Raw genomic sequence first — 21,167 nt, forward strand, 5'->3', positions numbered from 1 at the left:
GAGAAAAAAATGGCAAAACAAAAAAAAAAAAAAATATATAATAGTATAAAGAGTAGATAAATGAGTAATAAGAAAATGTTTAATAATATTTCCACACTGATGATTGGTACCTTGGTTTCACAGGCTATTCCAATTATATGTTCTCCTATATTGACTAGGCTGTATACACCTGAAGAGTTCGGATCTCTTGCTCTGTTTATGTCAATAAGTTCAGTTTTTTCAGTATTAGCAAACTTTAGATTAGACGCTGCCATTATGTCAGCAGATTGTGATAAAGAAAGAAATATACTAAAACAAATTAGTATTATTTCAACAGTCATATTTTCTCTTGTTTTACTATCCATTGCTTTATTTTTCAATGAAAAAATAGTACTTTTATTTGGTATTCCAAGCTTGGGGAATTTTATATACTTAATACCTGTCTTTGTTATGTTATTTGGTATGACTCAACTCTATACTTATTTAGCTAATAGTGTTGGAGATTATAAAGCAATATCTTTAAGTAAAGTGAACAAGAATTTTAGTATGACAATACTCCAACTTATCATTGGATTTATAAATAAAGGTGCAATGGGGTTAATCTATGGAGTAATAATTAGCTTTTTATTTGCGTGGTATAGTTTAAGAAAGTATGGAACTAAGGATAAAAATATTAAACGAATAGATTATAAATTTAATGAGTATAAGAAGGTATTAAAAAAATATAAAGATTTTCCTTTATTTTCTACTGGCACAGCATTATTAGATAATATTGCAGTTGAAAGTCCTGTAATCTTAATCAATAAATTTCATGGTAATTTTGAAGTTGGATATTTTGATTTAGTCAGAAAAACTTTAATGGGTCCTTTAAGTGTTATTTCCACCTCTATCTCACAAGTTTATCTTAGAAATATAGTAGATAAAAACTCTACTGTAAAATCAAAATTAAAAGATATGTTTTTATTGCAATCCGTACTAATCGTAATTTCTATTATTATAGGACCATTTATTTATTTTGTGGGTGATGATATCTTTGCTTTTGTTTTTGGAGAGGATTGGAGAATTGCTGGGGAGTATGCAAAAATATTAATATTTGCATACTTAATTCGTTTTATAGTATCTCCATTCAGCGTGGTTTTTTTGCAAAGAGATTATATTAAAATAGGAGCAATATGGCAAGGTTTATATTTGATTATTACCTTAGTTGTTGCATTTATCAATCTTCCTCAAGGTATTTTAGATTTTTTTATAGCATTTACAATTAGTGAAGTGACAATGTATTTAATATATTTTCTATTAATAATCTATTCGATAATAAATGAGAATTATAAAAAAATAAGTAATAGGGAGTAGTATAAATGTGTGGAATAGTAGGTTTTGTGTCTAATACAAATGTTTTATCTAAAAAACATGTAATGGATATGTTAGAGAAGATAAAACATAGAGGACCTGATTTTCAAAATACTTTTGAAGATAAAGATGTTTTTTTAGGACATGCGAGATTATCAATTTTAGACTTATCAGATTTAGGAAATCAGCCAATGGTATATAAACAATATACAATAGTTTTTAATGGCGAAATATATAATTATTTAGAAATAAAAGAAATCCTTAAAGGATACGGACATAAATTTATTTCTAATACTGATACAGAGGTAATTCTGCATGCTTTCGAAGTGTGGGGGGAAAAATGCCTTGAATACTTTAGAGGAATGTGGTCATTTATTATTTATGATTCATTGACAAACGAACTATTTGGATCTAGAGACAGATTTGGAATAAAACCATTTTATTATATTAATAATTCTTCAGTATTTGCTTTTGCTTCTGAGATAAAACCTCTACTAGGTTTACCTAATTTATCAACTATACCTAACTTTGAAGTTATTTCATCATACTTAACTGTTAGTTTAATGAATTTTAACAACCAAACATTTTTTGAAAATATTTTACAATTAGAACCAGGTTATTTTCTGAAATATGATATAAAAAATAAAAAACTTACTTTAAAAAAATATTATGATCTAACAAAAATTAGTAATTCTCAAGAATCAGTTAGTTATGAAGAATTTAGAGAAACTCTTAATGATTCTTTTAAATTACATGTCCGGAGTGATGTACCCTTAGGTTCTTGTTTATCAGGAGGTTTAGATTCTTCAACTGTTGCTGCATCGGTTTCTCAATTACTGCAGGAAAATAAATTGATTACGATTACAGCTCAATCTGAATCAGCGCAAACAGACGAATCTCATTTTGCTAAAATGGTTGTAGAACATTTAAATATTGATTGGGCAAAAGTAAAACCTAAGTACTCTGATTTTAATGAAGATATAGAATATTGTTTATTTATGCAAGAAGAACCAGTTGAAAGTCCTTCTATTTTTATGCAGTATTGTGTAATGCAAAAAGCTAAAGAACTCAATCTAAAAGTCATGTTAGATGGTCAGGGTGGTGATGAAGCGTTATTGGGTTATGAAAGGTATTATTCATTATTTTTTGCAGGTTTAATTAAGAAAGGACAATTATACAAAGCTTTCTCGGAATATATACAAACTACTAGAAATTCGAAACTTAATGCATCATCTTTATTTAAACAATTTATTTATTTTAATAGTTTAAGTTTGAGAAAAAAGCATTTATCAAGCAGAAATACAAATATGTATGATCATTATCTTGATAAAGGCTTGACTGTATTGGATATATTAGGATACAACGAGACAAGTCTACAAAAGTTACAAATTACAGAATTGACGAAAACAAATTTGCCTTCTTTGTTGAAATATGAGGATCGAAATTCTATGGTTGCATCTATTGAAGCAAGAGTGCCTTTTGTGGACCATAAAGTAATAGAAAAGGCTTTAAAGTTACCGTTAGAAAATAAAATTAATGATGGTTTTACAAAATATAGTTTACGTAAATATATTAATGACAAACTCCCTAAAGAAATTGTATGGAGAAGAGATAAGAAAGGTTTTGAAGCTCCAAATGATATTTGGTTAAAACAACATATTAATAATATGCAAAATGAAATTGAGCAATCCAAATTAGTTAATGAAATATTTCATACTAAACCAATTTTATCAAATATGGCAGATAAAGAATTGTGGAAAATGTATAACCTTGCTTTATGGGAAAGACAATATTTAAAAATATAAAATTTTGTGTAACAATGGAGAAAAAATATGAATTTTAAAAAATATAATTTAGCGTTGATAATTTTTTTTGTTTTTCTCTATAAATCATTACTGGAACTAAGTTACTTCGTGTTTTTAAACCCTAATTATGATTATTATGGATTTACACTAGAAATAAATATATTTAAGTTTATAGAATCTTCTGTTTATTTTATTATATTGTTAATTATAGTTCCCAAAAATGAACAAAAACCTTCTTCTATAGTAATTTATTCCTTATTCTTAATTATGATAATTCCACATTTTTCTATTTACTGGTTGAAAAATGAGAATCGAGTATTTATGTTTATGGTATTTATATCATTTTTCATTACTATACTATTGGTGAAATTTATTCCCCAAATTAAAATTAGTAAAAGACTAGTTAATAAAAAATTATTGTATTTTTTAGTAACTGTTAATACTATAATCACAATTTCTGTTTTACTGCTTTTTAATGGATTACCTAGTCTGGCTGCACTTAATTTTAATAATGTGTATTCAATTAGAGAAAAAATTAACTATGGCTTTCCAATAATGCAGTATTTGGTTACATGGCAGTCAGTAATATTAAATGTTTTTATGGTAATAATTCTTTGGGTTAATCAAAAAAAAATGTATTCATTGTTTTTTGTCGTTATTCAGATTCTAACTTTCTTAATAACAGGACATAAATCATTTTTGTTTTATATATTAATTATTCCTTTTGTATTATATATATTTAAGAAAAAAAAATACATAATGTTATTTCCATTTGGTTTAATTGTTGGTCTTATTGTTGGTTTAGTTGCTTATTATTTAATTGATTTTTGGTGGATTGCTTCACTATTAATAAGTAGAGTTTTGTTTTTGCCTGCTCAAATTAGTTTTCAATATTATGAGTTTTTTTCAGAAAACAAGTTTATGCAACTCACTCATTCAATTTTTGAGATGTTCAGCAAACAACCAGTTTATGAAAAAAATCCAATAGCAATAATTGGAGAAACTTATTATGATAGCAACTGGCCAAATACTGGATATTTAGGCGATTCATATATGAATTTTGGTATATTTGGGATGTTAGTATTTTCAATTTTATTTAGTATTCTTTTAAAGTTTTTTGATAGTTTAGCAATTAGGGAAAATAATAATAATATAGTGGTTTTGTTTTTTTCAGTTATCTTTACAATTAGTTTTATGAATGTAGGGTTATTTACAAGTTTATTGACTGGTGGAATAATTGTCTTCTTAATAATAGCAATTCTTTATTCAGATGAAGGGAAGTAAGATGTGAAAAGAGGTGTAGATATGCAAAAAAAAGTATTAATGATTCTTTCTAATCCATGTAATCCTGATCCAAGAGTGATAATGGAGGCAAATCTATTAACTGAAATTGGACATATTGTTGATATAATATGTTGGGACAGGGAAGACAGTATAAAAAATAAAGAGTTTGAAGTAATAAATCAAATAAATATAAAAAGACTGAAGTATAAATCAACTTATGGAACTGGATTAAAACAACTTAATAGTATGTTTAAATTCTGGAAGACAGTTTACAAAGAAATTAAAATTAATAAATATGATATAATCCACTGTCATGATTTTGATACGTTGATACCTGGTTTCTTAGGTGCAAAAAAAAGTGGTTCAAAAATTATTTTTGATGCACATGAAATTTATGCTGAGATGATAGAATTCCATACTCCAAAAATACTAGTTAAAATTATTCATAGTATTGAAAAATTTATAGTTAAAAGAGTTAATGCGGTTATTACTGTAGGAGAACGAATGAAAGATTATTATAAAATTTATAATAATAATACAATAATAGTAGGAAATTACAAGAATGCGATTAATAGTGGGTTGGTAAAAGAATTTAAAATAAAAACCCGTCAAGTTTTAGATATTCCAAAAGACGCAATTGTAATTACATACGTTGGAGTGTTTGCAAAGGATCGAGCGTTGTTACCATTAATAAATTCTATAAAAAATGCAAATGAAAATGTTTTCCTGATAATTGGAGGTAAGGGAGAAAATCAAAATGAGATTGAAAAATTAATAGGTAATTCAAATAATATTAAGTATTTAGGATTTATTAACAATGAAAAAATTTCAGAAATTATTAGTGCTGCGGACTTTTTATACTATGGATTATATAAAGAATTTCAAAATAACTATTATAGTACTCCAAATTCTTTGTTTAATGCTATATCTGTAGGAATACCAACAATTACTACCAACATTGGAGAAATTGCTGAAATTGTTTCTAAAAAGAAATTAGGATACGTTTTAGATGAAGATATTGAAGATGGATTATCAAGTATTATTGAAGAAATAAAGTTTAATGGTGAGAATATTTATGAGATGAAAATTAATACAACTAAAGTACAACAAGAGTATTCATTGGATGGAAACAAAAAAAACTTAAGGGATATTTATAACGCTTTATAAAAAGAGGTAATATTATGAATGAATTAGTATCTATAGTTATGCCTGTTTATAATGCTTCAGAATTTATTTCAGATGCTATATTATCTGTGATAAACCAAACATATGAAAATTGGGAATTGATTGTTGTTAATGATTGTTCTAGGGATAATAGTCTTGAAATAATTAATGAATTTACTAGAAAAGATTCTAGGATAAAATTGATTGATTTAAAAATTAATTCAGGAGTTTATTATGCCAGAAACTGTGGTATTCAGAAGGCAGAAGGGAAATATTTAGCCTTTTTAGATAGTGATGATATGTGGGATAAGTCGAAACTTACAAAACAAGTCAATCTTATGTATGAAAAAGATATATTATTCAGTTTCACAGGTTATAGAATGGTAGATCATAAAGGTAATTATCTTGACCAGATAATAAAAGTACCAAAGAAAATAAAGTATAAGGATTTACTAAATGTAAATTATATTGGATGTTTGACAGTAATGGTAAACATACACCGTCTTGGAAAATTTCAAATGCCTAATATTCGACATGAAGATTATGCAACATGGTTGTCTATATTGAAAGAAAATAGAATAGAAGCTTATGGATTAAATGAAGTATTGGCTTCATATAGAAAAACTGCAACCTCACTAAGTTCAAATAAAATCAAGACAATCGGATGGACGTGGAATATATATAATAACCACTTGAAAATGAGTGTTATTGAAAGTGGTTATAGGATTGTTAAATTCGGTTTCAATACATTAAGAAAATATAAAAATGCAAGCAATAAAAAAAAATGATATGCTAAAATTTTTATATAACGAGGCGAATAATGAAAATTTTAATTACAGGGACTAAAGGATATATTGCTAATAATATTGAAAAAACATTGAAAGAGAAAACAACGCTATATGAAACTATGAAGCTTTCAATACGAAAGCAGATAAGAATACCGAAGGAAACAGATGTAATAATTCATACAGCTGCTTTAGTACATAAAAAAGAGAATAATTATCTTGAGTCTGATTATTTTCAAGTCAATTATGACCTGACTTTACAATTGGCTAAAACAGCAAAAGAATCAGGTGTTAATCATTTTATTTTCTTCAGTACAATGGCTGTTTATGGGGAACAAGGGCATAGTCTTTTTGATGTAGTAATAAATAGGTCTTCACCACTTCGACCAATTACTTATTATGGAAAAAGTAAATTAGCAGCAGAAAACAAATTAATGAGTATGCAAGATGATCAATTTATTGTCTCAATAATTCGGCCACCTATGGTCTATGGTCCAAACTGTCCAGGAAATTATGCTATATTAAGTAAAATCGCGAAAATAACACCTTTCTTTCCAAGTGTAAAAAACCAAAGAAGTATGATTTTTATAAAAAATTTGACAGAATTCGTGTATCAGTTGATAAATAATAGAGATAGTGGTATTTTTCACCCCCAAGATGAAGAATATATTCAAACTTCTGAAATGGTAAAAAAAATAGGTTCTATTCATAACCGTAAAATATTCTCAAATAAGTTAATTGGAACCATGATTATAAAATTGTTATTCAAGCAAAAAAATATAGCTAAAGTATTTGGCAGTTTAACTTATGATAAGGAATTATCTTTCTACCGAGATAACTCCTATCAAATGTATACTTTTGATGAAGCGATTAGAATAAGCGAACTTAAAAATAAAAGGGATTGAGTTTTATGTTATTTTTAAAAAGAGCAATTGATATAATATTATCTTTCATAGCTATAGTTATTTTTATTATTCCAGTGTTGTTCATTGCTATTTTCATAAAATTAGATTCAAAAGGTCCAATTCTTTTTAAACAGCAACGTCCGGGTAAAGATAAGAAATTGTTTAATATTTATAAATTTCGGACTATGTATATAGAGACACCGAATGTATCGACAGAAGTACTGGGCGATCCAAGTATATTCATTACAAGAGTCGGAAAATTGTTAAGAAAGACAAGTTTAGATGAAATTCCACAATTACTAAATATATTAGCAGGTCATATGTCAATTGTTGGACCAAGACCAAGCCTATTCAACCAATATGATTTAATTGCTATGAGAGATAAAGTCAATGTAAATTCCATCCGTCCAGGTTTAACCGGATATGCTCAAATAATGGGTAGAGATTTTATTACAGATGAGCAAAAAGTAGAGTATGATAAATATTACTTGGACCATATGAGTTTACTATTGGATGTTAAAATTATTTTGTGGACGGTTAAAAGTGTAGTAAAGTCAGAAGGCGTGCGAATTAACTAAATTATATCGGAAATTTTACAGGAAACAAATGGTCAATTACAAACCTTTTGTTTTCTGTTTTTATTTTGTGTTTCCTTTCTAATAACAAGCTAATTTACCTATTAAAGTTTGTAGATAGTATTTACTTTTAATTTACGATTAGAATACTAATTCTAAACATAAGACAAGATTTCAATTAGAATATATGGAAAAGTATTAGTCACACCATTAATGGTGTGTGAGGAGTAATACCTTTTGTTTTCATGAAACAGTAGCTAAAGAAGTTCCAAAAGCAGATAATAAATTTAAGTTGTTCTGATTCTTACTGATCTATGTTTTTAATGGTGAACATATTTGACTCACTTGAATTTACATTAAGCATCGTAGGAACAATTCAAAAAATGCCACATCTAAATAACTTAAGTAATATAAAATGAAGAGCTGAGTGACGTATTGATCAACATTTTTGACTTCCAGAATTGTTGAATATCGGCTTAAATATCATCGGAATAGATTCACCCATCACTCCTTAAATTTCTATACAACCAAAATCCTTTTTGTTTCACGCTTAAACTACTTCCATCGGCTTTAGAAGAACAAGTTTCATCGGCATCATTGCCATATCCATTATTTCTTTTCCAATAATAATAGAACAATTTCTATTAATCCCTTAAATAATAATTCCTCTAAAATGCTGTTAGTAAACTTGATTTCATTGCGTTTCTCAATTCTAGAAGTTTTTCTACTCATTATATATATTTTATATTCGGTAAGCTTATCAAACTTTTTATAATTCCCTTATTTTTAATCATATATTTGTTCTCTCTTAAATAGTATAAGCGAACAGCTAATTAATATAGGAGGGAACGTATGAAAAAGAAAAAGATGAAAAAAACTTTAGTAGCTTCAGCTCTGGCATTTACGTTAATAACTTCTTCAAGCGTTAGTTTTGCTAATAATTCCTTGCAAGACTTAGTTGATCAGGCAAGGAAAGATATGAAGGAAGCATCTTATGCTTATGTAGTGCCATCTCAAAATGGAAGACTTGCTACAAGTGTAGAATTGTACCCAACATTAAATATGGCGAAAATAAACTATCAAAAAGCAAGGAATGCGCTATTAAAATCAAATGCTAAAAATAAGGATACTTTACTAAAAGAACTAGATGTTTTATACAATGAACGTATTACAAAAGGACTTGTACCGTATATTGATGCTTATAATTATGCGGACAAGTATTTAACACCGATTTTACAAGATATCAAAAAGGCAGAGACTGAAAAGGATTGGGTGAAAATTGAAAAGCTGTATCACCAATTATCCGTCCAATTAAAAAGTAGAACTTCCATTCTCTATCGTTTTACTGGTAAAGCTGCAAGGGATTTATTGTTAAAGGAATACAAGGATCCTGCTAATCTCAAGCGTGATCAGTTAATGGTGGCAGTAACTGTTTATATGAAGGTAAGAGATGCAGATGCACTAATTGCAGATGGAAGAATAGAAGATGCTAGAAGAGTACTAGAATCGATTAAACCGTTACTTGATAGATTACCGACTACGAATAATATGCCGATGATAAAAGAGCTGTTAGAACAAATAGAAGAAGTAAGTAAAAAAGCAGGAATTGTCATCATAACAATACCAACAGTTCCTCCAACCACAGGTGGTGGAAGTAGTGGCGGAGGTAATAGTGGAGGCGGAAATCCGGGTACTAATTTCAATTTATCTATCATGCATACAAATGACACACATGCCCAGTTAGATAATGTGGCAAAAAGAGTTACAGCTGTGAAAGAATTCCGAAAATCGAAGCCATCTGCATTATTAATAGATGCTGGAGATGTATTCTCGGGATCATTGTATTTCAATGAATTTAGAGGTCAAGCCGACGTTGAATTTATGAATTTAATGAAATATGATCTGATGACTTTTGGGAACCATGAATTTGATTTAGGCTCTAGTGCTGAGGGACATAAAGCACTTGCAGACTTTGTGAAGAAAGCTAATTTTCCACTTGTAAGTGCCAATGTTGATTTCTCGCAGGATGATCATTTAAAAGGTTTATTCAATGTGAAGGTATCAAGTAATCCGAATAACAGCCAAATTTATAGTGGCATTATTAAAGTTGTAAATGGTCAAAAAGTTGGCCTGTTCGGCTTAACGACAGCAGAAACAAAGGATATATCAAGTCCTGGAAAGGTAACGTTTACAGAATACGTGAAAGCTGCTCAAACTATGGTGGACGAGTTTCAAAAGCAAGGAGTTAACAAAGTAGTTGCAGTTACTCATCTTGGTTATGATGATAATCCGACGTACGACAATGATTTGGTATTAGCTGCAAAAGTAAAAGGTATAGATGTCATTGTAGGGGGACATAGTCACACCAAGCTAGATAAACCAATCGTTGTTGATAAAGATTCTGATGGAAAAGCAAAGGATCCAACGGTTATTGTGCAGGCGTATCAGTACAGTGAATTTTTAGGGACATTAAATGTAGAATTCGATCTTAATGGCAAGATTGTAAAACATGCAGGTGAGTTGATTAGTGTAGCTGCTAAACAAGAGGATGTGCAAGCAGCAGAATTACTAAAAAAATACGCTTCTAAAATTGCTGAATTGAAAAATGAACCAACTGGAGCTACTGCTTTAAATGCTTTAGAAAATCCTCGAACAAGCGGTAATAGTGTTCGAAGTAACGAAACAAGATTAGGGAACGTTATTACGGATGGCATGCTTCAAAAAGCAAAAGTGTATAACAAAGATGTGATTATGGCCGTACAAAATGGTGGTGGAATTAGAGCACCGATCGACCAAGGACCAATAACAGTTGGAGAGGTCATTACAGTACTGCCATTCGGAAATACACTTGCAACCGTGAAACTTACAGGGGCTGAATTAAAAGCGACCTTTGAAACGAGCTTTAAGGAATTTCCTAAGGAAAATGGCGGTTTCCTTCATGTTTCTGGAGCAAAAGTAGAGTTTGACTCCTCTAAACCAGTTGGAAAACGAGTAGTATCTATCGAATATAAAGCCACTAATGGGAATTTCATAGATATCCAAGATGCACAAACATATACAATTGCCACTAATGCATTTACTGCTAAGGGTGGAGATGGTTACGATGTGTTGAAAAAAGCATACGAAGAAGGTAGAGTAACAGATTTAGGTCTCTCCGACTGGGAGAATCTACGAGATCATATTAAAAAGTTAGTGAACGTTGACCCGAAAATAGAGGGCCGCATTGTAGATGTAGCAGGTAAAGGTCCAATCACTGAATATCCTGGTGGAGATATCGCAGCAAAAGATTTCTCTGGCACACCTGAAGCTCCTAAAGTATACAATGGCGACGTAACAGTTTCTATTTCAGATATATCAAAACTCAAGAATGCAATAGTGAAGGGCAATTTTACCGTTACAGGTAGTTCAAGTGAAAATATCTCCTTTTTCAACATAAAGGTTGAAGGTGATGCAGATTTTTCAGGTCTAAGTAGTAAAATTTATAACTTTGAGGGTCTAACGGTAATAGGTGAACTAATTTTTTAATCTGAAAAAATCCCTATACAAAAGGAGAATTAAATAATGATTAAAAGGAAATGGAAAAAGCAAATAAATGCATTCTTATCTCTTAGTTTAATAGCCGGTCTAGTAATTCCAACTATACCGTCTGATGCTATAGCCGCAACTAATGCTTCTGATTTGATAATTTCGGAGTACATTGAAGGGAGTGGTGAAAATAAAGCTATAGAGATTTACAATGGGACTGGCTCTGATATTAATTTAAATGAATATAAGTTAGAACAATATAATAATGGTAAAAATACAGCAACTTATAACGTTGGACTAACTGGTATATTAGCAAATGGAGATGTTCATGTTGTTTACAATTCAAGTGCAGCTGATGGCATAAAAAATGTAGGTGATCAGGTAGGTGGTCAAGTACTAACTTTTAATGGCGATGATTCCCTTGTTTTAAAAAAAGGTGAAATAGTAGTAGATTCATTTGGTAAAGTAGGCGAAGACCCAGGCACTGCTTGGGGAACGGATGTAAAAACTGTAAATATGACTCTTGTGCGTAAGAGTTCAGTAATAGCTGGAGATACCGTGATTACAGATGCTTTTGATCCTTCTGTTGAGTGGATTGCATTTCCTCTAGATGATTTTTCAAATTTAGGCTCTCACACTATGGATATTGGCGATCCAGGACCAGTAGAAAACAAAGTTAAATTAGTAACAGCTTCTATTCCATCTTCAAGTGTTCCAATAGGTACTGAAGTTACATTATCTACCGACACTGATGGAGCAACCATCTACTTTACAACGGATAATTCTAACCCTACAGTTTCAAGTACAAAATATGAAGGACCAATTGTTATTGATAAAGATCTAACAATAAAAGCAATAGCGGTAAAAGATGGACTAGAAAGCAGCGAAATAGCTGAGTTCAACTATACAATATCAAGTGAGCCAGGAATTTTATCCATTGCAGAAGCACGAAGTAAACCTACTGCTGAGACAATTACCATAAAAGGTATCGTTGCAGCGAACTTGAAAAACACTGTTTCCGTCCAGGATGCTACCGGTGGTATTGCAGTTCGACCAGCAAATCTTGCTGCCTCTGTTGGAGATGAAGTGACACTAACTGGTAAATTGGCTGATTTCCGAGGACTTCTTCAATTAGATGGAGCAACAATCGTACAAAAGACACCGAATGTAGGAGAACCTGTACCTAAAGTGGTTACGGGAGCAGAAGTGAAGGAAGAGAATGAGTCTCTTCTAGTTAAAGCAAATAATGTTACGTTAACTTCTGTAGATAGCAATAATAACTATAAAGCGACTGATGGTACAACTGAATTTATTGTACGCGATGAAAACAACTCCTTAGGATTAGTTGTTGGTACTATGTATGAGTCAATCACAGGTATTGTTCAACAATTTGATAGTGCTTATCAAATAATCCCACGCTCTGTGCAAGATATTGTACTGGATAGCTCCATCATTCAACCAGTTGTTGCAAATCCAAGTAGTGGTACGTTCGTTGGAGGCACAAAAGTAACCTTGTCAGCTTCTATAGGAGCAGAAATTTATTTCACATTAAACGGTTCAAATCCGACAAAGGAAAGCGAAAAATATACAGCTCCTCTAGATATTAAAGAAGACACAATTATTAAGGTAATAGCGGTTACTGCTGATGGATCTTCCGAAGTGAAGTCTTTCGAATATAAAATAACAAATAGTCTACAAATTCATGACATTCAAGGAGAAGGACACTCTACTTCTTTTAATAATAAAACTGTTGAAGGAATTGAAGGGGTTGTAACATATTCTTTCACATTAAATGGCTCGAATTATTACCATATCCAAACACCAGATGAGTTAGCTGATAATAATCCAAGCACATCTGAAGCAATTCTACTATTTAGCGGAAACAAGCCGTGGCCAGTTAACGTTGGAGATTTAGTTTCTGTCACTGGAAAAGTAAGTGAATTCGCTTATGACGGTTATGATGATCGTCAACAAACAGACTTGAAAACTACCCAAATAAATGTTCGAAATGATCAAGGTGGAAAAGTGGAAGTTATTAAAAGTGGCGTTGCTTTACCAGCACCGATCATTATTGACGAATCAAAAATGTCATTAGCGAAAATTGATAGTGATAATCTAGCAGTTTTCAATCCTACTGTAGATGCAATTGACTTCTGGGAAAGTTTAGAAGGTATGAGAGTGCAAGTAGGTAATGTGAAAGCAGTAGCACCGCAAGAACACGGTGATCTTATTACACTTCTTGAAAATGCATCAACGAACTCTCTACATGGTGGTGTATTGTATGAAGAAGGAAACCAAAATCCAAATCGTATACAATTCCGTTTAGAACCTAATGGACCTGGTAGGGATTTCGAAGTTGCAACTGGTGATAAATTCAAAGGTCCGATTAATGGTGTCGTAGGATATTCATTCCAAAACTTTAAAATCTATGTTTCCTTAACTGAAATGAGAGCTGCTCATACAAAAGGGGTGGCAACTCCTGAAAAGACAACCATTGTTAAAACGGACGACAAGCTGACGATTGCATCCTATAACTTAGAAAACTTCTCTAATAACAAAACATCCACTACGGATGACAAGGCACGTAAACTAGCAAGGGCGATTGCGACGGATATGCAAAGTCCTGATATCGTTGGTGTAACAGAAGTTCAAGATAATAACGGTGAAACGACAGGGGATTCCAAGGCTGACCAAAGTTATGCAAGATTAATTGCAGCGATTAAAGCAGCTGGCGGTGTTCAATATGAATATGTAAACATCGACCCAGTAAACAACCAAGATGGTGGTGCACCAAATGCAAATATCCGTGTTGGATTCCTGTACAATCCTGACCGAGTAAACCTGACAGAAGGCATGTCAGCAGGGGATGCTACTACCGCAGTTGGATACGAGAATGGTAAATTAACACGCAATCCAGGACGTATTGATCCAACTAATAGTGCATTTAATAGCAGTCGTAAGCCATTAGCTGCTCAGTTTGAATTTAAAGGTGAAAGTGTTGTTGTAATTGCAAACCACTGGAACTCAAAATCAGGAGATACACCATTATTTGGATCTATTCAGCCTCCAAAATACGATAGTGAGGTTCAGCGTCATAAAATAGCTAATGTCGTATATAACTTTGTGAATGATATTAAAACAAAAAATCCTGATGCAAATGTTGTATCGTTAGGAGATTTTAACGATTATCAATTCTCGCAATCTCTCAAAATACATGAAGGGACCTTGATGACGAATATGATCAATAAAGTGGAAACCTCTGATCGATACACGTATTTATATCAAGGTAACTCTCAGGTTTTAGATCATATTTTAGTTTCGAAAAACTTAGAAAATAAAACGAAAATTGATATTCTTCACATCAACGTGGACTTCACGGATATGGCGGGCCGTGCAAGTGATCATGACCCAGTAATGGTTCAAATCGATTTGCTTGCAGACGAGGTTGTAGTTCCTATTGAAGCAGAAAAAACGGTAAACATTCAAAAGCTAAAAACAAAAAAATTGAATATTGGTTCGACAAGTGTAGCAGTAACATTGGATAATCAATCAGAATTCACAGAAGGTATTCTTTTCACTGGAGCTTATGCAGAAGTTAGTGGGGAAGGGTTAGCAAAGCACTCGGTAACCGTAAAACCGAAAAATGCTGGAGCAATAATAGATTTTAAAGGAACGATCGTTAAAAAGGTGATTATCGATGGAAGCAATGTAAAAGAAATACGAGGTGCTGAAAACATTCTTGAAATTGAATTTTTGAATGGAGCAAGTGTAGAAACGATAAAGTTCACAAACACGAAAGGGGAACCCATTGAGGTTCCTTCTTTTCCAAATGAAAACAAAGCACCGATTGTAAAAAAAACAATACCGAATACTACGATTAAAGCTGGAGAATCTCTATCCGTCGAACTAACGGACCATTTCGCAGATCCAGATAACGATCCATTAAGCTATACAGCTACTAAAGGAACAATAGAAGGTACAACATTAAAATTAAGTCTTGAAGAAGGAAGTCATATCATTGGTGTTACAGCGACGGACGGTGAGAAAAATGTAACGACAAGTTTTACGGTGATTGTCACAAAAGTAACATCACCTACAGATGATTATTACAAAGACGCTTTAGGTAAGGAAGGGCAGACGTTAAAATTAGCTTTACATGAAATTATTGATGGACATACAGAGCTTTCTTACGATCAAGTTTGGGAAGCGCTGAAAGAAACAGATGAGGATCCGAAAAATAAGAACAATGTTATTTTGTTTTATTCTGGCGTATCACGCTCTAAAAGTAGCAATGGAGGAAATGTAGGAAATTGGAACAGAGAGCATACTTGGGCAAAATCACATGGTAACTTTGGGACAAGTAAAGGACCTGGTACGGACATTCATCATCTTCGCCCAACAGACGTGCAGGTAAATAGTGCAAGAGGAAATTTAGATTTTGATAACGGTGGTAGTCCAGTCAAAGGATGCGACGGTTGTTTGAAGACAGCAAACTCATTTGAACCCCCCAACCGTGTAAAAGGAGATGTAGCACGAATCTTATTTTATATGGCAACACGATATGAAAAAGGGGATAAAGTTGATTTGGAATTAAACGAAAAACTAAACAACGGAAGTGCGCCATATCACGGTAAGCTTTCTGTTCTATTAAAATGGCATGCACAAGATCCAGTCGACGAATTTGAAAGAAATCGAAATGATATTATTCAAAAGTGGCAAGGTAACCGTAATCCATTCATTGACCATCCAGAATGGGTAGATCTTATTTGGAAACAAAATGTTTCCAATAATCTACAAAAAGCAGCTTCTTAAATAGAAATCAATATAAAAGGCCGGTGAATAGTTTTTATTCATCGGCCATAATTATATTCGAACAATCTTACAAAGTTTGTGGAATCATTTCAATTTTCCATGAGCTGAAATCAGGATTTTCTTTTTGGAATACTTCTTTCGAGAAAGACAAACTAATTGGTCTAGCTTGCTTCGAAGCAATGTTAAATTCACCAAGCGGGAAGCCAAGTTTACATACTATATCACCAACTGCATCAAACAGTTGAATTGGTAGGTTTTCGATTGTTAAGTTCTGAGAAAATGAATTGCGAATAATGATATAAATATTAATTGAATCCTCTGATTCATGAAAATGGAAACCGACAATCGATATTTCATTTTCCTTAAGGGGCTCTAATGTCGAAACTAGAGTATGTACATAATCTTTTTGATCCTCTGAAAGGCCATTAGACCAATTTTCATCTAAGTATAATTCGAAGTCTTTCACAACTTTTTCATAATACTCAAATGCCATTTCAAATTCCATTTCGTTCTTTATTTCTTCATAAGGAACTACTAAGTCCTCCATTTCAAATAAGAAGTTCCATGGTCTAGCTGTACACGGCTCAAGCTCTCCAAATAGCTGCATATCAAATTGCTTCTTCGCAAGTTCTTTTCCTTCTGTATCTTTTACTACTAATACTACTTGGTCTAAACGTAATTTCTTAGGTAATGAGTGTCTAATAATAGCGGTTACAACAATTCCGGAGTCTACTGTGTATAATTTCACGCCGTGTACGTGTAACTGATTAGCCTCTAGGTCTTCTAATTGCTGATGGTAGAATTGGAATATATATTTTTCTTGTGTCGGTATGTCCCAGTCGGCAGAAAAATCTATTTCTGTTTTATATGTTTTAGGAGAATTTGTCATGAGTAAATTCCTTTCTTTTCTATATAACATACTAATATTATAGCATATTAAAAGATTTAATCATCTGATCCAAACAATGGTAATTATTTATGGATGTATTTTACAATTTACGTTGTTTTTGGACAGTAATAAGGCAATATATTCATGTTAGACTTATTTATAGAAAGATGCATCTAGAGAGACATACTAGTAAAGGGAGAACAAAATGAGAAAAATTACTTTTAAAATTGCATGTTCAATTGCTATTGTTGCTTTTATTTCACCACCAACACAACAAGCTGGTGCAGCGACGAATACAAACCAATTAGTAACAGACGCACAAAATGCAGGAACGATATTAAAATGGGCTATTTCAGTAGAAGGTTCTGCAGATTTTAAAACTCGCCCCTATAATCCATACAATATGGCTAAAAAAACAATCCTCGCAGCAGAAAATGCAGCTAGCAAACTGTCAACCTCTGAAAAATTAAGTATTCAAGCTAAACTGGTAGAACCTAAAATTCATGTTAAGCGTGCGCAGGCTTACATTGATGCGATTACATCAAGTGAAAAAATTGAAGGGTTAACAAACAACCTTCAAAAAGCTATTAATACGAAGGACCTTGATCAAGTAGAATCCGCTTATCATACAGCAACTGCTGAATACCGGAAACAAGTGAAACTACTAGACCGAGTTTATGGGCAATCCACTCGAGATGGCATCCGAAATGCTGTGAAGCCTGCTATGGAAAAGTTGATAAATCAAGTAAATTATGATGTAACGGTGAAAATGCATTTAGATAAGGCTTCCAATTATATTCAAGAAAACAAGCTAGAAGAAGCTACTTTTGAATTAGACAAAGCCGTATACTACTTAAATTTAAATGATGCAAATTTTAGTTTTGAAAGCCATTTAACAAAAACATATAATGATATATTAACGTTATTACCACTAAAACCACTTTCCGTTTTTACTGACGGAAAAAATAGTGTAACTATTAACTTCTCTAAAGAATATTCCATTCCATTGGTTGGCCAAGAAGCGGGGCAATTTAAAATTTCGGGAGAAACTGTGCAATCTGCTACCTTATCAGAGGACAAAAAATCAATAATCTTAACAACATCTGATCTTAACTCTTCAACAAACTATACAGTCACTTGGAAAGACAATAAGATGAAATTTGTTACAGAAGCAAAACCTGATACTACTGGTATTTTGCTTAGTGAATCAGATGTTACATACATGGAAACAACAAATAATCGTATATATAGTGCTAAATTAACAAATTCGGACGGCTCTCCTTATCTCGGGAGAGTACTGATAAGCTTGAGTGATGCGAATCCAGACAATGAAACGACTTCTACAACGGCGAGGATTACCTCTGCAAATGGTCACTTTGGAACAGAAGGACAAGAAGTAACAACCTACACCGATCCAAACGGGAATTTAGCCTTTATTATTGAAGCAGGAAACTTAACCTCTGTCACGCATGTTCAGCCAACAATACAAAAACTAGATGGAAGTCAAACGAGTAAAAAAGCACCAATAACTCACTTTTTCCAGTTACAGAATACAAGTGATTTCTATAAGGTAGTTATCAATGGCTCACACATATATAGAGAGAATGACTATGTGTATTCAGATGGATTTAAATACAAATGGGATTCCAACGATTTATTTTTCATTCGCGGACAAAATGTACCACAAGAAGTATTTGAAAAGGCAATTTCAAATGGTGATGCACTTACTATTGGTTATGAAATAAAACCAGAAAACAATTCTACTTGGAATTTAACATCAGACATAACCGAAGCAGCGAAATTGGAAATTACAAACCCAGCTCATACTCCTGTGACATACGATGGTTCTAGCTATATCATCAGTGGTATAGCTCAAGCTGAATATACAGTCCATCTATATCTTAATGGTACATTCCTTGGTACTACAAAAGTTGATGATAACGGGGAATGGACCTATGGCTCAGTTAGTTTATTACAAAATGAAGCAAATACATTTGAAGCATATCAATATGCCCCTGGTAATTATGGGCAGAATGGTGAAGGTTCTGAAAATCCAACGACTCCAGCTGCGGCTATCATTAACGAAGGAGCATTTGCTTCTACAGAAATTACTTTAAATGATCTAGATAATAACGGATTAACAATATATGATACATTAGATTTCACTTTCTTAAATCCAACCTATGGTCATGAATTCAAAAAAGATATCACTGGAACCATTATGGTTAATGATGGTTATGGTAAATTTGCTGAATTAAAAGTTGAATATGTTGATAGTGATACACTTAAAGTAATTGATATTATTTCTTTAGAAACTAATTTCTCCTATAATTCTGCTTCGTTAATTATTATAGGTACTGAGGGTCTAGTAAACCAAGATCAACTATCATACAATGTTGAACAATCACAATGGAAAGGGACTTTGCTTTCTAGGTAGCATAAAAAAATTTTTGGAAAGTCCATATATCCGGCTCTCCATTTTCTATTCTCTAAGATATTCTCTAAGATATTTTATGGACCTTTCAGTAAACATTTGGTATTACAGGTAGATAGTAAATAAATAAGCGAAAAAGTCTATGTTATTATAAGGAAATAGTTTTATATTTATTGACATTTATTACCTCAAAAATATTCATTTGTAAATAGTATATTGAAAATTTTGACGAAAGATGTCGAGGACTATCGAACTCAAAGTTGAAATGTTAAATCTTAGATAGTAACATGTAATTGTTGAAATATTTGATAATTTCTCAACGACTAACCTAATCACAAGAGGAGGAGTATTATGAGAGGAAGATTTATGAAACAAACAGCAGCAGCGGTATTGTTAACATCTTCAGTTTTATCATTTTCATCAGTTGCCTATGGGAATACCACTACACTAGATCAATCTATTAACAAAGTGAAGGCAGAATTAAACAAAAGTACCACGCATTATGTGTATCCAGCACTGGCGGGTGACCTTGTGCCAAGTAGCTTATTATATTCAGCTCTAAACAGTGCAAAGAAAAATTATCAACTAAATAGAGGATTGATAGTTTCTTCTAAACTTTCTTCTGGACAAAAGCTATCGAAATTGGATGAGATTAATACTTTATATAACGAGAAAATTTTAAAAGGCTTAATTCCTTATATTGATGCATATAACTATGCAACCAAATATTTAGCTCCAATCCTAACAGAGATCAATGCTGCACAAGAAAGAAATGATTTTGCTACAGTGGAAAAAGAATATCATAAATTGTCTTATCAATTAAAAGGTAGATCAGCCATTTTATATCGCTTCTCTGGAAAAGCTGCACGAGATTTGTTGTTAGATAGATACAAAGAAACTGCAGATTCCAAACGTGATGAATTAATGGTGCCAGTAACAATTTATATGAAGATTAAAGAAATTAATAATTTATTAGCCGAAAGTAAAACTACAGAAGCAAAAGCTACTTTGGTAGAAATCGATGCCTTATTGACGGATCTTCCAAATGCTTCAACAAATAAATTTATTGCTGCATTATTAGCTGAAGTGGAAAAAGTGAGAGACGCAGTCGATGCATCTCAAACACCACCGATCACGCCACCAGTGACTCCTCCAGTCACTCCAACAACGCCTGATTCGGTTGGAAGTGATGAACCATCTACAACATCACCTGATTCAGTTGGAATTAATGAGCAGTAGAAAAAAGACTTTGTTACGAATGAATTAGTTAAATTTTATGTGCAAAGTTTTAGGGAAGCATACGGCATGTTAGTTTATTAAACCAGACTTTTGAAAATCGATAACAGAATCCGCTTGGGCATTAGTCCAGGCGGATTTTTTAAAAATAATTGTATTTTTATGGTAAGTGCATAACAAAGTTAGAATATATAAAATGAAGCTGTCAAGGGGATACAAGTGAATATGGAAGAGACTATTAGTTTATCAAATATATTTAAGATGCTAACATCGTAATTTCAATGGTAGACGGTATGACTGTGCGGAAGTTATTAGTTTCTTTCAAAAACGAATTTGTTACTTGGCCAGGAAATAAACGCAAGAATTAAGTCTAAATCTAGGTATCAGGTTCAAAAATAATTAAATTATTCTAGGTAAAAAAGCA

12 protein-coding genes are annotated in these 21,167 nt (G+C 32.1%); 11 read left to right on the plus strand and 1 reads right to left on the minus strand.

Features of this window, described 5'->3' with window-relative positions; genetic code table 11:
• Positions 1–60: 60 nt before the first annotated feature.
• The 9 genes from P2Q73_RS17190 to P2Q73_RS17230 all read left to right on the plus strand — a co-directional run bounded on the left by P2Q73_RS17190 (position 61) and on the right by P2Q73_RS17230 (position 16,184).
• Positions 61–1,332, plus strand: coding sequence for a lipopolysaccharide biosynthesis protein (locus P2Q73_RS17190; protein WP_275789364.1), 1,272 nt, complete (start codon positions 61–63; stop codon positions 1,330–1,332).
• A gap of 5 nt (positions 1,333–1,337) precedes the next feature.
• A complete protein-coding gene (gene asnB / locus P2Q73_RS17195; protein ID WP_275789366.1) occupies positions 1,338–3,134 on the plus strand; it encodes an asparagine synthase (glutamine-hydrolyzing) in 1,797 nt (598 codons plus the stop codon).
• A gap of 27 nt (positions 3,135–3,161) precedes the next feature.
• Complete coding sequence (locus P2Q73_RS17200; protein WP_275789368.1) at positions 3,162–4,418, plus strand: O-antigen polymerase; 1,257 nt, start codon at positions 3,162–3,164, stop codon at positions 4,416–4,418.
• Positions 4,419–4,439: 21 nt separating this feature from the next.
• Positions 4,440–5,585, plus strand: coding sequence for a glycosyltransferase family 4 protein (locus tag P2Q73_RS17205; RefSeq protein WP_275789370.1), 1,146 nt, complete (start codon positions 4,440–4,442; stop codon positions 5,583–5,585).
• 14 nt (positions 5,586–5,599) lie between these two features.
• On the plus strand, positions 5,600–6,370 hold the full coding sequence (locus P2Q73_RS17210) for a glycosyltransferase family 2 protein (protein WP_275789372.1): 771 nt from the start codon (positions 5,600–5,602) through the stop codon (positions 6,368–6,370).
• Positions 6,371–6,402: 32 nt separating this feature from the next.
• Positions 6,403–7,272: an NAD-dependent epimerase/dehydratase family protein gene (locus P2Q73_RS17215; protein WP_275789374.1), complete on the plus strand. Its 870-nt coding sequence runs from the start codon at positions 6,403–6,405 to the stop codon at positions 7,270–7,272.
• A 5-nt stretch (positions 7,273–7,277) separates the two neighbouring features.
• Positions 7,278–7,850, plus strand: coding sequence for a sugar transferase (locus tag P2Q73_RS17220; protein WP_275789498.1), 573 nt, complete (start codon positions 7,278–7,280; stop codon positions 7,848–7,850).
• 849 nt (positions 7,851–8,699) lie between these two features.
• Positions 8,700–11,372 carry a 5'-nucleotidase C-terminal domain-containing protein gene (locus tag P2Q73_RS17225; protein ID WP_275789376.1) on the plus strand — a complete coding sequence of 891 codons (2,673 nt, stop codon included), beginning with the start codon at positions 8,700–8,702 and terminating at the stop codon, positions 11,370–11,372.
• A gap of 36 nt (positions 11,373–11,408) precedes the next feature.
• Entirely contained in the window at positions 11,409–16,184 is a 4,776-nt protein-coding gene (locus P2Q73_RS17230; RefSeq protein ID WP_275789378.1) for an endonuclease, read from the plus strand.
• Positions 16,185–16,251: 67 nt separating this feature from the next.
• On the opposite strand, the gene P2Q73_RS17235 is transcribed toward P2Q73_RS17230, so the two are convergent.
• Positions 16,252–17,073: an SLAP domain-containing protein gene (locus tag P2Q73_RS17235; RefSeq protein WP_275789380.1), complete on the minus strand. Its 822-nt coding sequence runs from the start codon at positions 17,071–17,073 to the stop codon at positions 16,252–16,254.
• 205 nt (positions 17,074–17,278) lie between these two features.
• On the opposite strand from P2Q73_RS17235, the gene P2Q73_RS17240 reads away from it, so the two are divergent.
• Positions 17,279–19,510: a hypothetical protein gene (locus tag P2Q73_RS17240; RefSeq protein WP_275789382.1), complete on the plus strand. Its 2,232-nt coding sequence runs from the start codon at positions 17,279–17,281 to the stop codon at positions 19,508–19,510.
• Between the two features lie 348 nt (positions 19,511–19,858).
• Positions 19,859–20,746, plus strand: a complete 888-nt coding sequence (locus tag P2Q73_RS17245; protein ID WP_275789385.1) for a hypothetical protein — start codon at positions 19,859–19,861, stop codon at positions 20,744–20,746.
• Positions 20,747–21,167: the final 421 nt, after the last annotated feature.

The organism is Bacillus sp. Cr_A10 (genome assembly GCF_029222665.1).
Taxonomy (GTDB): Bacteria; Bacillota; Bacilli; order Bacillales_A; family Planococcaceae; genus Psychrobacillus.

What these genes read in the sequence shown, in the direction of transcription:
- P2Q73_RS17210 (WP_275789372.1), top strand. Translation starts at nt 5,600, where the DNA reads ATGAATGAATTAGTATCTATAGTTATGCCTGTTTATAATGCTTCAGAA.
- P2Q73_RS17235 (WP_275789380.1), bottom strand. Translation starts at nt 17,073, where the DNA reads ATGACAAATTCTCCTAAAACATATAAAACAGAAATAGATTTTTCTGCC.
- P2Q73_RS17230 (WP_275789378.1), top strand. Translation starts at nt 11,409, where the DNA reads ATGATTAAAAGGAAATGGAAAAAGCAAATAAATGCATTCTTATCTCTT.
- P2Q73_RS17240 (WP_275789382.1), top strand. Translation starts at nt 17,279, where the DNA reads ATGAGAAAAATTACTTTTAAAATTGCATGTTCAATTGCTATTGTTGCT.
- P2Q73_RS17220 (WP_275789498.1), top strand. Translation starts at nt 7,278, where the DNA reads ATGTTATTTTTAAAAAGAGCAATTGATATAATATTATCTTTCATAGCT.
- P2Q73_RS17200 (WP_275789368.1), top strand. Translation starts at nt 3,162, where the DNA reads ATGAATTTTAAAAAATATAATTTAGCGTTGATAATTTTTTTTGTTTTT.
- P2Q73_RS17225 (WP_275789376.1), top strand. Translation starts at nt 8,700, where the DNA reads ATGAAAAAGAAAAAGATGAAAAAAACTTTAGTAGCTTCAGCTCTGGCA.
- P2Q73_RS17190 (WP_275789364.1), top strand. Translation starts at nt 61, where the DNA reads ATGAGTAATAAGAAAATGTTTAATAATATTTCCACACTGATGATTGGT.
- P2Q73_RS17245 (WP_275789385.1), top strand. Translation starts at nt 19,859, where the DNA reads ATGAGAGGAAGATTTATGAAACAAACAGCAGCAGCGGTATTGTTAACA.
- P2Q73_RS17215 (WP_275789374.1), top strand. Translation starts at nt 6,403, where the DNA reads ATGAAAATTTTAATTACAGGGACTAAAGGATATATTGCTAATAATATT.
- P2Q73_RS17205 (WP_275789370.1), top strand. Translation starts at nt 4,440, where the DNA reads ATGCAAAAAAAAGTATTAATGATTCTTTCTAATCCATGTAATCCTGAT.
- asnB (WP_275789366.1), top strand. Translation starts at nt 1,338, where the DNA reads ATGTGTGGAATAGTAGGTTTTGTGTCTAATACAAATGTTTTATCTAAA.